12 protein-coding genes are annotated in these 13708 nt (G+C 68.9%); 5 read left to right on the top strand and 7 right to left on the bottom strand.

Features of this window, described 5'->3' with window-relative positions; translation table 11 throughout:
• Nucleotides 1-72 precede the first annotated feature (72 nt).
• Nucleotides 73-1521 carry an MFS transporter gene (locus MRBLML1_RS10370; RefSeq protein ID WP_364515217.1) on the top strand — a complete coding sequence of 483 codons (1449 nt, stop codon included), beginning with the start codon at nucleotides 73-75 and terminating at the stop codon, nucleotides 1519-1521.
• Nucleotides 1522-1539: 18 nt separating this feature from the next.
• Here the strand turns inward: MRBLML1_RS10370 and MRBLML1_RS10375 are convergent, their stop codons facing one another.
• The 3 genes from MRBLML1_RS10375 to MRBLML1_RS10385 are packed head-to-tail and all read right to left on the bottom strand — an operon-like array spanning nucleotide 1540 to nucleotide 2490.
• Nucleotides 1540-1740 carry a pyrimidine/purine nucleoside phosphorylase gene (locus tag MRBLML1_RS10375; protein WP_364515220.1) on the bottom strand — a complete coding sequence of 67 codons (201 nt, stop codon included), beginning with the start codon at nucleotides 1738-1740 and terminating at the stop codon, nucleotides 1540-1542.
• Entirely contained in the window at nucleotides 1737-1871 is a 135-nt protein-coding gene (locus MRBLML1_RS10380; protein WP_364515223.1) for a hypothetical protein, read from the bottom strand. The genes MRBLML1_RS10375 and MRBLML1_RS10380 overlap by 4 nt, the downstream gene beginning before the upstream one ends.
• On the bottom strand, nucleotides 1861-2490 hold the full coding sequence (locus MRBLML1_RS10385; protein WP_364515225.1) for a DNA-3-methyladenine glycosylase: 630 nt from the start codon (nucleotides 2488-2490) through the stop codon (nucleotides 1861-1863). The genes MRBLML1_RS10380 and MRBLML1_RS10385 overlap by 11 nt, the downstream gene beginning before the upstream one ends.
• A gap of 155 nt (nucleotides 2491-2645) precedes the next feature.
• Here MRBLML1_RS10385 and MRBLML1_RS10390 point away from each other — a divergent pair, with 155 nt between their 5' ends.
• The 4 genes from MRBLML1_RS10390 (at nucleotide 2646) to MRBLML1_RS10405 (ending at nucleotide 7004) form a co-directional block, all read left to right on the top strand.
• On the top strand, nucleotides 2646-4859 hold the full coding sequence (locus MRBLML1_RS10390) for a hypothetical protein (protein ID WP_364515228.1): 2214 nt from the start codon (nucleotides 2646-2648) through the stop codon (nucleotides 4857-4859).
• A 23-nt stretch (nucleotides 4860-4882) separates the two neighbouring features.
• Nucleotides 4883-5299 carry a (deoxy)nucleoside triphosphate pyrophosphohydrolase gene (locus MRBLML1_RS10395; protein WP_364515231.1) on the top strand — a complete coding sequence of 139 codons (417 nt, stop codon included), beginning with the start codon at nucleotides 4883-4885 and terminating at the stop codon, nucleotides 5297-5299.
• Between the two features lie 98 nt (nucleotides 5300-5397).
• Complete coding sequence (locus MRBLML1_RS10400; RefSeq protein WP_364515234.1) at nucleotides 5398-6513, top strand: hypothetical protein; 1116 nt, start codon at nucleotides 5398-5400, stop codon at nucleotides 6511-6513.
• 53 nt (nucleotides 6514-6566) lie between these two features.
• Nucleotides 6567-7004: a very short patch repair endonuclease gene (locus MRBLML1_RS10405; protein ID WP_364515237.1), complete on the top strand. Its 438-nt coding sequence runs from the start codon at nucleotides 6567-6569 to the stop codon at nucleotides 7002-7004.
• 5 nt (nucleotides 7005-7009) lie between these two features.
• On the opposite strand, the gene MRBLML1_RS10410 is transcribed toward MRBLML1_RS10405, so the two are convergent.
• From MRBLML1_RS10410 to nrdR, 4 genes are all read right to left on the bottom strand, one after another.
• A complete protein-coding gene (locus tag MRBLML1_RS10410; RefSeq protein ID WP_364515240.1) occupies nucleotides 7010-8476 on the bottom strand; it encodes a hypothetical protein in 1467 nt (488 codons plus the stop codon).
• Nucleotides 8477-8510: 34 nt separating this feature from the next.
• On the bottom strand, nucleotides 8511-9953 hold the full coding sequence (gene dcm / locus MRBLML1_RS10415) for a DNA (cytosine-5-)-methyltransferase (protein WP_364515243.1): 1443 nt from the start codon (nucleotides 9951-9953) through the stop codon (nucleotides 8511-8513).
• Nucleotides 9954-10056: 103 nt separating this feature from the next.
• Nucleotides 10057-12945 carry a vitamin B12-dependent ribonucleotide reductase gene (locus tag MRBLML1_RS10420; protein WP_364515246.1) on the bottom strand — a complete coding sequence of 963 codons (2889 nt, stop codon included), beginning with the start codon at nucleotides 12943-12945 and terminating at the stop codon, nucleotides 10057-10059.
• Nucleotides 12946-13069: 124 nt separating this feature from the next.
• Entirely contained in the window at nucleotides 13070-13552 is a 483-nt protein-coding gene (gene nrdR, locus MRBLML1_RS10425) for a transcriptional regulator NrdR (protein ID WP_364515248.1), read from the bottom strand.
• Nucleotides 13553-13708 lie beyond the last annotated feature (156 nt).

The raw sequence follows: 13708 nt of genomic DNA on the forward strand, positions 1-13708 counted from the left end.
CGTCACGTGAATTTCATGCAACCGCATTATTTGCTCTTGCATTGAATGCGCGTGCATGAAACCGTAGCGGACATGTCCCTCTCCTCCGCTACCTGGTCCGCTCGCACCTGGGGCCTGCTGATCACGCTGTGCGTGGTCCTCTTCCTCGACGGCCTCGACGTCTCGATGATCGGCGTCGCGCTGCCCTCGATCGGTGCCGAGCTCGACCTGTCCACCTCCTCGCTGCAGTGGCTGATCAGCGGCTACGTCCTCGGCTACGGCGGCCTGCTGCTCGTCGGCGGGCGCACCGCCGACCTGCTGGGCCGGCGCCGGGTCTTCCTCGTCGCGCTCGCCGTCTTCGCCGTCGCCTCGCTGCTCGGCGGCCTCGTCAGCTCGGGCCCGCTGCTCATCGCGACCCGCTTCATCAAGGGCCTCGCCGCCGCGTTCACCGCCCCGACCGGGCTCTCCATCATCACCACCAACTTCGCCGAGGGCCCGGCCCGCAACAAGGCGTTGTCGATCTACACCGTCTTCGGCGCGGGCGGCTACTCCTCCGGCCTGCTCTTCGGCGGCCTGATGACCGGCGTCGGCTGGCGCTGGACCTTCCTGCTCCCCGTGCCCATCGCGCTGATCGCCCTGGTCGCCGCCTGGGCGCTGGTGCCGCGCGACGAGCCGGCCGAGGAAGGTGGTCACGACCTGCTCGGGGCGCTGACCTCCGGCGCCGCGATGCTGCTGCTCGTCTACACCGTGGTCTCCGCACCCGAGGCCGGCTGGGGCTCGGCGCGCACGGTGCTGTCCTTCGCCGGCGTGGCCGCGCTCTTCGCCGCCTTCATCACCATCGAGCGCCGGATCGCGCACCCGCTGGTCCGGCTCGGCATCCTGCGCAAGGCCACGCTGGTCCGCGCCAGCGTCGTCATCGTGGCCCTCGCCGGCTCCTACTTCAGCTGGCAGTTCATCGTGACGCTCTTCCTGCAGGACGGCCTCGGCTGGTCACCGCTGCACCTGGCGCTCGCCCTGCTGCCGATCGGCCTGATGGTCACCACCTCGGCGATCTTCTCCGACAAGCTCGTCGACCGGGTCGGCACCGGGCCGATCATCGCCGTCACCACCACGGTGATGGCCGTGGGCTACCTGCTCTTCACGCTCACGCTGAGCACCGACCCGTCGTACGTCGGCATGGTGCTGCCCGCACTGGTCCTCATCGGCATCGGCTGGGTCGGCTTCCCGGCCATCAACATCCAGGCCACGAGCGGGATCGACGACGACGAGCAGGGCCTGGCCGCCGGCGTGCTGCAGACCTCGATGCAGGTCGGCGCCGCGATCGTCCTGGCGATCACCACCGCGATCATCACCTCCGGCACCGCCGAGGCGACGACCCCCGCGGCGATGCTCGACGGCTTCCGGCCGGGCCTGGCGTTCGCGACGGCGGCCTCCGTGTTCGGCGCGATCGCCGCGATCGCGGGACTGGTGTGGGAGCGGCGCAGCCGTCCTGCTCCGGAGACCGCGGACGCCGGCGAGCTCGAGCTGGCCGGCGCCGCCTGACCCGATCCCTCGGGTGCGTCAGCCGTAGTGGCAGACGTACCCGAGGGTCTCGGTCACCTCGATGTCGAAGGACGAGTCGCCCGGGACGCTGAAGGACTCCCCCGCGGCGTACGACGTCCACTCCTCGGTGCCCGCCAGCCTGATCCGGCAGGCACCGGCGTTGAGCTCCATCACCTCGGGCGCGGCGGTGCCGAAGGTCAGGCTCGCCGGGAAGATCACGCCCGCCGACTTCCGGGTCCCGTCGGCGAGGAAGAAGGTGTGGCTGACGCACGCCCGTCGAAGTAGACGTTGGCGCGCGGGTCCAGGGTGACGTTGTCGTACGTCGGCTCGTTCGTCGGCTCAGTGCTCACGGGCCGGAAGCGTAGTGCCGGGCGCCGGCGCCCGCGGGCTGCGGCGGTACGCCGAGACTGTCGGGTCCCCCGCCACCCAGAACCGCCACGGCACGTCCGCCGCCTTCGACACCCCGACCCGCGGGCCGGCCTCGATCCGCGGGCGGGTGCGCCGTGGCCGGTCGAGCCGGACGCCGGTGAGCTCCTCGGCGGCCGGGTGCTCGGCGAGCAGGTCGGTGCCGAGGTCGTCGAGCGTGATGCCCAGCGCCTGCGCGAGGTTGCCCGGCCCGCGCGCGAGCTGCACGTCCCTGGCCGGGTGGTTGCGACGGAGCCGGGCCAGGTCGACGCCCTCGACCACCTCGCCGGAGCGCAGCAGCACCGCCGCCCCGATCTCGGTCGGGCCGGTCACGACGTTCGCGCAGAAGTGGATGCCGTAGGAGCGGTAGACGTAGAGCCGGTACGCCGGGCCGTACATGATCTCCGAGCGCGCCGTGCGGGTGAACGCGTGCGACGCCGGGTCCTCCCGGCCGCCGTACGCCTCGACCTCGGTGATCCGCACGCTCACGCCGTGCCCGGTGATCGTCCGGCCGAGCAGCTCCTTCGCGCGTCGTACGACGTCGGCGCGGTCTCGGGCGGGCACGGCTCCGACGCTAGCAACCCCACGGTGTGGGCGATTTCCGGCAATCTCCTGTTTCCGCCGGACCCTCCCGCCAAGATGCCCGCATGGACACCCCAGGCTCCCCGGGTCACCTTCCGCCTCCGCCGCCACCGCCGCCCGTCGTCCCGCCGCGTGCCGTGACGACGACGGTCCCGACCCTGCGCGCGCTGGTCCGCTCGTGCGCCGCGCCGCTCCTGGGCTACGCCGTCGCGCTGGGCGCCTCGCTGGTGCTGATGGGCATCGTCGTGCTCGCCATCGCACTGCAGGGAGACAGCGGCGGCGACGGTGACCCCTCCGGCGACATCGACATCAAGGCGATCGGGACGCTGGTCGGCATCCCGTTCCAGATCACCGCGATGGCGCTCGGTGGATCCGTCGGCCTGGGCGACGACGACTTCGCCGTCCACCTGTTCGCGCCACCGCTGTTCATCACCGCCGTCTTCGCGTTCGCGGTGCTGCGCCTGTCCCGACGCGACGAGCGCGCGCACCCGGCGAGCAGCACCGCCGAACGGGTGGTCCTCGCCGGTGGCGGAGCGCTCGTGACCGCGCTGCTCGCCCTGGTCGCGACCCGGGTGCTGGCGATGCGGGACGACGACGTCGCCATGCACGCGGCGACCGTCGGGCTGTTCTTCGGAGCCCTGCTCCTGACCGGCGTGGCCGCCTTCATGGGTCGCCAGTCCGTGCACGCCTCGCTGTGGCCGAGGTGGGTGCTCCCCGACGCCCGCCGGGCCGCGCACCTGGTCACCCAGCACGTGCTGGCCTGGGTCGTGCTGCTCGTCCCGGTCGTCGTGGTCTGGATGCTCGTCGACAGCGGCGTCGAGGCGGCGCTCTACGCCCTGGTCTGGGCGCCCACCCTCGCCCTCGGCACGTTCGCCATGGGTCACCTCGGTGCGGTGACCGCTGTCGGCGAGCACGCCTTCGCCTGGGACCTCGGCTGGTTCGCCGGGATCGTGCTGCCGCTCCTCGCCGTGCTGTTCACCATCGTCGCCTCCCTCGCCTGGCACCTGCGCCGCGGTCACGACCGCGCCTGGCTCGCCCACCCCGCCTCGTGGGTGGCGCTGCCGGCGGCCTACGCCGCCGCGGGGCTGCTGGTGTGCCTGGTCTCGACGATCCGGTTGAGCGGCGAGCTCCTCGGCATCGGCGGCGGCATCTCTTACCACGGGGCCTACTGGCTGGTCCCCGTGCTCGCCGTGTGGGGCGCGGCGACCGAGGCCGCGTCGCGCTTCCTCGCCCCGGCCCTCGTCGGGTCCCTGCCGTCGGGCCTCGCCCGGCGGCTGGGCACCGGGCCGGCGCACCCGCAGCCGGTGGCGAGCGCTCCGCCCCAGCGCGTCCCGATGGCCCCCGCCGACCGGGCCCGCGCGAAGAAGGGCTTGATCGGCGCGGCCGTCGTCGGCGGGGTGGGCCTGCTCGGCGTCATCGTCCTCAGCATCGTCGGCTCCACCCTCTCCGACCCCGAGAAGCGTGCGGAGGAGTACCTCGACGCGATCGTCGACGGCGACGTCGAGGAAGCGCTCGCCCTCGCCCCGGTCGACGAGGACGAGGCATCGACGGCGCTGCTGACCGACGCGGTCTACGCCGAGGCACAGGACCGCATCACCGGCTACGAGATCACCGACGTCGAGGAGTCCGGCGACACCGTGACGGTGACCGTCGACCTCGAGGGGCCCGAGGACGGCGACGACGTCGAGCTGACCCTGGTCACCGACGGCAAGCGGGCACTCTTCTTCGACGACTGGAAGGTCGACGACGGCGGTCTGGCCCGCGAGGTGACCGTCTCCGTGCCGGAGTCGAGCACCTCGATCGAGGCCAACGGCGTCGCCGTCGAGACCGCCGGCGACGACGAGGCCGACTTCTGGGCGCTCCCCGGCTCCTACGTCTTCAACCCGTTCGGCGACAGCCCGTGGCTGGAGCCCAGCGACGAGCCGACCGCCGTGCCCGCCGCGGAGTCCTTCGGCCTCTACGCCGAGACCGGCCGGCCCGGGCCCTCCGACGCACTGCGCCAGGAGGTCGAGAGCGCCATCTCCGACTGGACGACCACGTGCATGGCCGCCACCGTGCTCGACCCCGACGACTGCCCCCAGGAGGCCTACGGCTCCGGCGACCGCCAGCGCAAGGTCGTGTGGACGCTGGTCACCGCGCCGACCGTGTCCTGGGAAGGCTTCGACGGCACCTTCCCGACCGAGCTCTCCTCCGACGAGACCGGCAAGGCCACGGTGACCTACGAGTACGACGCGTCGTACGGCTTCGGGACACCGGAGTGGACGACGGAGTCCGACGAGGCCGACCTCTACGTCCGCGTCACCGTCGACCTCGTCGACGACAAGCCGGTGGTCAGCTTCGAGACCTATTGATCCCGCCCCTCTAGGCTGCCGGCATGGACGACCGCCCGAGCCGCCCGCAGCTCGAGGTCGTCGGCGCCGTCATCGTCCGCGACGCCCGCGTCCTGTGCGCCCAGCGCGGTCCCGACGGCTCCCTCGCGGGCCGCTGGGAGTTCCCCGGCGGCAAGGTCGAGGACGGTGAGTCCGCTCCCGACGCCCTCGCCCGCGAGATCGACGAGGAGCTGCGCTGCACCGTCGACGTCGGCGACCCCATCGCCACCACCCGCTACGACGACGGCCGTGTCGTCGTCGTGCTGACCACCTACTGGTGCACGCTCACCTCCGGCGAACCGCAGCGCACCGAGCACGCCGAGCTGCGCTGGGTCGTCCCGGAGGAGCTGGGTGATCTGGACTGGGCTCCGGCCGACGTACCGGCGGTGGAGGTGGTCACCGCCGCGCTCCGGCGCGAGTAGTCGCCTCAGCACATCCGGGATGACGATGGCCGAATCACCTCCTGCGCGCGACGCGTGACGTAGTCGTCAGGCCAACGGCCCTCTGGCAGGCTGTCTGCATGGCAGACGCGCACTCAACCGCGCAAGCTCGACGCCGCATCGCGATCGACGCCCTCTCGCGAGAACTCTCGCAAGAGCCATCGTCGGCGTCGATGCGCTTGGCGTCCATGCTGGACCAACCCCGACCAATGATGGTCAGCGCCGACATTGATGGGCTGGTCGCTGCAACGATGCTTGGCTCCGTGGCCCCTCAGTTCGAGATCGTGGCGTTCTCGGTCAGCTCCACGTCGTGGCTGGTCCACCCAAGTGTGCAGCTCGAGCCGCCAACGGACCTTTTCGGAGTCGACCTGTTCTCTGTTCACCACGACAATGTCAGCAACCATGTCGTGAAATGGGGCCAGAAAAAGATCCAGATGGCCCCAGTGCGCGAGGCTTTCGTGACGTGGGATGCCTTGGTCGATCTCATGAGCACGCAGATGCTCCACGCCGTGCCGTCGCTGTGGGCGCAGACCCAGGGCGGCTACGAAGACGCCGGACGACCAGACTCCGCGACGTACAAGTACCCGTTCGGGACAGCTCAGATCCTTCTTGCGATGCTAGAGGCGGCCGGGCGGCCGCCGAGGTTCTTCGACCGGACCTATCTCCCGTGGCTCGTCGCCAACTGCGATGGTGGTGTCACGAGCTACACCAAGTACGCGGACAATGCTCGGGTGTGGTGGCCGGTGATGGCCGGAGCGGTGGGGCCGGGCAGTCTCACCGAGCAAGTCTTCGAACTGGTGGACCGCGCCCGTCCTCACGATTTCCTCGATGCTGTGCATCGGCTCGACAGAGAACGGCAGGCGTCTGACAGACGACGGTGGCTGACGGACAAGTGGACGCTCCTCAGCCAGTCGACCCAGGTGTTGAAGGACACGCTCTCCTGGCTCACAGAGCTGACCGGATGGCGGGTCCCTCTACGAGGCAGCATCGACGACCTCGACGAATGGCTCTCGATCCCGAGGTCCGGCAGCGCCACCGTCTACTACACAGCAGCCGGTCCTGACGGTGTCTTGAAGGCCAAGGATGACCCTGCGGCGGCTGCTGAGCAGATCCTCGGAGCCGAGTCGGCGTTGAATGCGAATTTCTACCACGGAGGTCAGTCAGGCTCGCGCTTCAACTGGGTGGGCGGATGGTGAGGAACGCTCCTCGCCGCGAGCACCACTGACACCCGGCGTGCTCTACTGGTGCCATGGGTGACGAGCCCGATCGCGTGAGTCCCGGAGGTGCGACCTCGCTCAAGATGTCCCGCCTCGCTCGGCGTCACACGGCACCTGAGGTGGCGTTGAGAAGCGAGCTGCACCGCCGGGGCATGCGCTACAGGGTGCAGATGAAGGTCCCCGGAAATAGACGACGGACGATCGATATCGCATTTCCTCGAGCCCGTCTTGCGGTCTACGTCGATGGGTGTTTCTGGCACGGCTGCCCGGAGCACTACCACCCGCCACGGGCCAATGCTGATTGGTGGGCGTGGAAGGTCGCGCGGAATCGCGCGCGCGATGCTGATACGAATCGCCAGCTCGCGGACCTCGGCTGGCAGGTGCTGCGCGTCTGGGAGCACGTGCCGCCTGAGCAGGCAGCAGACCTCGCCGAGACTTCTTACCGAGAGCTACTGGCCCGCCTCGCCTGAGCTCGTCAGGGCCAGATCCAGTCAGCACGGGCGTGCTGCCACTCGCGCCGAGCCACTGCCAAGCGGCTCCTGGCTGAGCGGACGTTCATGTGCATCTTCGTCCGTCGGTCGGCGCCCAGCTCCCCAGCCGATTTCGGAGCCTGCCTACCTTGTTTGGCGACCTTCATCCAGCCGGCGGCGGTGGCGGCGTCCAGGGAAGGGGTGTTGGCGATCCAGAAGGCCTCAACGTGAAGCGGGGCAAAGGCTGACTTGCGGGTACGGGAGAGCCCCGAGTTGGACGGAGCGACCTTCCTCCGCCCGTTGACCGACTTGAAGTCGCGATGCCAAGCGACGAATGAGCCGTCCTCGTCCATCAGCGCGTCGCCACTCAGGATCAAGAAGCCGAGGCCCTGCTCTGCCACACACGCGCGAATCGCCTCTTCATCGTTGAGGATCACTGTGCCGGTCACTGACCTGGCACCCTTGCTGGGAACACTCTGCCGGTCGGTGTGTGCCTTGAGGTCCCACACGTGGTTGAGCGCGTAGTCGAAGACAGTGTTGCCATAGCGCACCCGCGGAGGCTCGGCGGAAGGCGGAAACGCTGCATTGAGCAGCTCACGCCCGCGAGCCTCGAAGTACCACCCCTGCCACTCGTTCTCGTTGGCTCCCCGGGCGCCGCTTGCGGCAAGCCACTCCACGGACTTCCTCCCGTCCCAGGGGCGGGCCGGCCAACCGTCGTACAGGGCTGCCACCAGCGCCTCACCCTCCTCCTCTGGGGTGCCGAGCAGTTCTGCGGCCGTGCTTCCGAGTCGACCGAGCCTCCGCTCAGCGCCCGCCAGGATCACGTTCAGGCCCTCGAGCGAGATGGTCTCGCCCGTCGAGTAGCAGGTGTCCGTCCAGGCCACGTCGAGCGCTCGGGCAATGTCCCTCCCAAGCCGGGTCTTGCTGCTTCGGTCGAGCGCGACGTCGGGAAGGAGCTGGTCGGCCAGATTCACCAGGACGGACTTGTGCTCCTTGCTCCCCGGTCCGAGCCACTCGGCCGGGGAGTTGGTCAACCGGGCGATACGCGTGACCGCCTCGATCTTGGAGACTGCTGGCTGGAAGTCGGACCATGCGGGTGAGGAGAGCGAGGCTGGTGCCGCCGACGCAATACGACGGAGCGCACCTTGCTGATAGGCCTCGGTCGCGCCTTCGAGGAGAAGGTTCAGCCCTGCGAGGTTCACCTTGTTGCGCATCGTGTGCCGGTCAGCAGCCCACTCGACACCGAGCGCCTCCGCCAGGTGCTCACCCAGGATCGCGTTGGTCCTGACCACGTCCACGTCGATCCCCAGCGCGTCACGCAGCGCGACCAGGGCACGCTTCTCTCCTCGGTTGGCCGGCGGCGCTCCCGTCAACGAGTAGATGCGCGAGATCGCCTCACCAGTCGATGCCGCTGGGATGAAGAACTCGCGATCCATGGAGTGGGGACTCACATCGCTACTGATATCAGGCATGTCCAGACCCTCCGGCAGGACGCCGAGCCAGTTGTCAGTGCAGCCGATCGTCCGGGTTGTCCGGCGCGGCGGTCACCGCGTCAACGACATGGGGCGCCTCCGATCGGATCTCTTCAGCATGACGGAGCACGTACTGACGGAACACGTAGTAGGCAGCACCGACGTTGACGCCGTTGCCCATCTGCTTGTAGGAGGCCGAGTCCTTCTGCGGCTCTCCGTCCTCCGAGCCGGGCACCGACCGCCGAAACTCGAAGGTGTCGGGGAGCCCCTGGAGCCGCGCCGTCTCGCGCGGCGTGAGCCGCCGACGGTTGCCCAGGATCGAGGTCTGCGTGATGGCCACCAGTGCAGGGACGTAGTCAGGTCGCTTCGCTCGGATCCCCGAGGGCCGAAAGTGCATGATCGTCTCAGCGAGCGGCCGGTGCTCCCCGGCCTGCCACTCGAACTTGCGGCGCGAGCGCGGGAACGCGTCGAGGAGGTGCTCGTAGCGCGCGATGACCTCTCGGTGACGCTGCCAGAAGACCGCGTTCTTGCGGAGGAAGTCCTGCTTCCACCGTGGAATCGGGGCGCCGCCCAAAGAGGCTGCCTCGATGATGTCCTCCGCGTCGGCGAGTGAGCGGAACTCGTCGTACCAGATCGGGAAGCCCGGCAACCGCTCGCCGGGCCCCAGCCGCTCGGCTACATCCGTCAGCAGCCGGTCCCAGGTGTCGATCATCTTGAGCTCGGCGGACTCGAGCAGGTACTTGTTGTCCACCTCGACGTCCTTCTCGAGAGGTAGGTGCCGCTCGAGGTCCCACTGCTCCTTCGACCAGTCGAGGTCGAGGGTCTTGGGCGACACGATCGGGTCGTCGAAGCTCGCCGGGTCCTGAGCAACCTCGGGCCCGACGTAGTGAGCGAGGATGAAGACCCGCTCTCGTACCTGCGGTCGACCACCGAGCTCACGCGGCAGGAGGTGGGGGGAGAAGATGGCGGGTTCGTCCGCCGTGCGGTATCCGAGCTCTCGCAACGTCCGGACGATCGTGCGGAAAGTGGTGTCGCGGTGCCGCGGGCCAGCAAGGTTGCGCACGTTCTCCAGCAGCACGACAGAGGGCCGCACCGACGGCTCGGCCAGGATCCGGGCGATGTTCCAGAACAGGGTGCCGCGCGTCTCGTCCATGCCGCGCTGGAAGCCGCTCTTGGAGAAAGGCTGGCAGGGGAACCCTGCGGCGAGCACGTCCGAGTGCGGGACGACCACCTCGGGGTCGGTCAACGCGACGATGTCGCCATCGACCTTGAACTCCGACACACCTGGCGGGAGTGGTGCACCGGACTCGCGCAGCGGGCGCAGCCAGTTGTGGTCGTAGACCCGGGCGGCGTCGGTGTCGATCTCGCTGGCGAACGCCCAGCGTCCGCCAGCAGCATGCAGGGCCGCATGGAAACCGCCGATGCCGGCGAAGAGGTCAGAGAAGGTGAACGAGGAGGCTTCAGAGCTCGAGCTCATGTTCGAAATCTACGCCAATCGAGCCAGGGGGAAGCAACGTGGTGCCGCGTGTTGTGGACGAGGGCGGGCCGCGTTGCGGCCCGCCCTCATCTTGCCTGCTTGATCAGCTGCAGCCGCTGGTGCTGCCGCAGCCCTCGCACACGTAGCACGAGCCAGCCGGACGCATCTTCGTGCCGCAGGTCATGCACAGCGGGCTGTCGACCGCGTGGCCGGTGATCTGCTCGAGCAGCTCGGCGGTGGTCTTGGCGGTCTTCGCCTCCACCACCGGTACGCCGGCGAGCGGGTCCTCGTCCTCGACGACCTCGACGACGTCCTCGACCGCGGGGGCCTTGGCGACCGGGGCGGTCTCGACGAGCTCGGAGGCCGAGCCGGTCTCCTCGACGGGCTCGTAGGAGCCGGTCTCGAGGTGGCGCTGGCGCTCCTCGGCGGAGTAGATGCCGAGGGCGGAGCGCTCGTCGAAGGACAGGTAGTCCAGGGCCAGGCGGCGGAAGACGTAGTCCATGATCGACTGCGCCATCCGGACGTCCGGGTCGTCGGTGAGGCCGGCGGGCTCGAAGCGCAGGTTGGTGAACTTCGAGACGTAGGTCTCCAGCGGGACGCCGTACTGCAGGCCGATCGAGACCGCGATCGAGAAGGCGTCCATCACACCGGCCAGGGTCGAGCCCTGCTTGCCGAGCTTGAGGAAGATCTCGCCGAGCGTCTTGTCGTCGTGAGCACCGGAGGTCATATAGCCCTCGGCACCGGCGACCGTGAAGGAGGTGGTGCGGGCCAGGCGGGACTTCGGCAGGCGCTTGCGGGTCGGGGCGTAGACGACCTTCTCCACGACCTTCTCGACGACCTTGGTCTCGGCCTCGGCGGCGGCGTCCGCGGCAGCGGCGTCCTTCTTGGCCTTGCCGCCACCGTCGGCGAGGGGCTGGCCGACCTTGCAGTTGTCGCGGTAGATCGCGGTGGCCTTGAGGCCGAGCTTCCACGACTCCATGTAGATCTGCTCGATCTCCTCGACCGTCGCCGACTCCGGCAGGTTGACGGTCTTGGAGATGGCGCCGGAGAGGAACGGCTGGCAGGCAGCCATCATCTTGACGTGGCCCATCGGCTTGAGGGCCCGCTCACCCATCGCGGTGTCGAAGACCTCGTAGTGCTCCGGCTTGAGACCGGGGGCGTCGACGACGTGGCCGTGCTCACCGATGTAGGCGACGATCGCCTCGACCTTCTCGGCGTCGTAGCCGAGCTTCTTCAGCGCGCGCGGGATGGTCTGGTTGACGATCTGCAGCGAACCGCCGCCGACGAGCTTCTTGAACTTCACCAGGGAGAAGTCGGGCTCGATGCCGGTGGTGTCGCAGTCCATCATGAAGCCGATGGTGCCGGTCGGCGCGAGCACCGAGGCCTGCGCGTTGCGGAATCCGTTGGTCTTGCCGAGCTCGACGACCTGGGCCCACTCCTCGGTGGCGAGCTTGTGCACCTCGGCGTCGGCGATGTGCAGGGTGCGCACGTCGTCGTTGGCCGCCTGGTGCTTGCGCATCACGCGGTTGTGCGCCTCGGCGTTGCGGGCGTAGCCGGCGTACGGGCCGACGATGGAGGCCAGCTCCGCCGAGCGACGGTACGACGTGCCGGTCATCAGCGAGGTGATGGTGGCCGCCATCGCGCGACCGCCGTCGGAGTCGTAGCCCAGGCCCATCGCCATGAGCAGCGCGCCGAGGTTGGCGTAGCCGATGCCGAGCTGGCGGTAGTCGCGGGTGGTCTGGCCGATCGGCTCGGTCGGGAAGTCGGCGAAGCAGATCGAGATGTCCATCGCGGTGATGATCAGCTCGACGGCCTTGGCGAAGAGCGGGGCGTCGAAGGTGTCGTCGTCGCGCAGGAACTTGAGCAGGTTGAGCGAGGCCAGGTTGCACGAGGAGTTGTCGAGCGACATGTACTCCGAGCACGGGTTGGACGCGGTGATCCGGCCGGTCTCGGGATTGGTGTGCCAGTCGTTGATCGTGTCGTCGTACTGCAGGCCCGGGTCGGCGCAGGCCCAGGCGGCCTCGCTGATCTTGCGGAACAGGCTGCGCGCGTCGACGGTCTCGATGACCGAGCCGTCCTTGCGCGAGGTCAGGCCGAACTCGGTGCCGTTCTCCACCGCGCGCATGAACTCGTCGTTGACGCGCACGGAGTTGTTGGCGTTCTGGTACTGGACCGAGGTGATGTCCTTGCCGCCGAGGTCCATGTCGAAGCCGGCGTCGCGCAGGGCGCGGATCTTGTCCTCCTCGCGCCACTTCGTCTCGACGAACTCCTCGATGTCGGGGTGGTTGACGTCGAGCACGACCATCTTGGCCGCACGACGCGTGGCGCCGCCGGACTTGATGGTGCCGGCCGAGGCGTCCGCACCCCGCATGAAGGAGACCGGGCCCGACGCGGTGCCACCGGAGGACAGCAGCTCCTTGGAGGAGCGGATCCGGGAGAGGTTCAGACCGGCACCGGAGCCGCCCTTGAAGATGAAGCCCTCCTCCTTGTACCAGTTGAGGATCGAGTCCATCGAGTCATCCACCGACAGGATGAAGCAGGCCGACACCTGCTGGGGGGACTGCGTGCCGACGTTGAACCACACCGGGGAGTTGAACGAGAAGTACTGGTGGGCGAGCAGCCAGGTCAGCTCCTGCTCGAAGACCTCCGCGTCCGCCGAGGTCGCGAAGTAGTCGTGGTCGATGCCCGCCTGGACGTAGCGCGAGACGACCCGGTCGATGAGCTGGCGCAGGCCGGTCTCCCGCTCCGGCGTACCGACGGCGCCGCGGAAGTACTTGGTGGTGACGATGGTGGAGGCGTTCAGCGACCAGAAGTCCGGGAACTCCACGCCGAGCTGCTCGAAGACGGTCTCGCCGGTCTTCCAGTTGGTCTGGACGACGTCGCGCCGCTCCCAGGTGATCTCGTCGTAGGGGTGCACGCCGTCGGTGCTGAAGATGCGCTCGATCTTCAGCCCCTTCTGCGTGGCCGTCGGGTTGCTGGCCGTCTCGGTCATGACTCTCCTGGTGTCGGTGCGGTGCGGTGCGGATGTCGGCGGTCGTACGACGCACGCCGGAGCGTGCCGGGGAAGGTTGGTGGCCCGGCAGGCAGCTTCCCCACTACCTGCCGGGCGTTCGTGGTCAGCCCGTCGGGGCTGGTTCGCTCTGCAGCTGGCGCTCGGCGCGCAGGAGAGCGATCTCGTTCTCGAAGTCCGCCGCGGAGTCGAACCCGCGGTAGACCGAGGCGAAGCGGAGGTAGGCGACCTCGTCGAGGCGTCGCAGGGGCGGGAGGATCGCCAGGCCCACCTCGTGGGCGGCGATCTCGGGGCTGCCGGCCAGCCGGAGCTGGTCCTCGACCTCCTGGCCCAGGCGGGCCAGGTCGTCCTCGTCGACGGGGCGGCCCTTGCAGGCCTTCCGCACGCCGGACACGGCCTTCTCACGCGTGAACGGCTCGGTCGCACCGGAACGCTTCAGCACGGTGAGCTGCATCAGCTCCACCGTGGTGAACCGCTTCTCGCAGGCGGCCGACTGGCACACCCGGCGGCGACGGATCGAGCAGCCGTCCTCGGCGACCCGGGAGTCGAGGACCTTGGTGTCGTTGTGCTTGCAGTACGGACAGTGCATGGTTCCTCCTTCCGGGGCGGTCCCGCTGTGCACAACCGGGAGCTGGCTGTGGAGAGCGGGGTGGTGATCTGTGCAACGCCACCCCCAGTCCTGTGGACTAGATGTGGAGAACTACATCCTTGTAACTACTAGATGTAGTGGTAACCGTACGCCGCG

This window comes from Nocardioides sp. LML1-1-1.1 (assembly GCF_040676175.1).
GTDB lineage: Bacteria > Actinomycetota > Actinomycetes > Propionibacteriales > Nocardioidaceae > Nocardioides.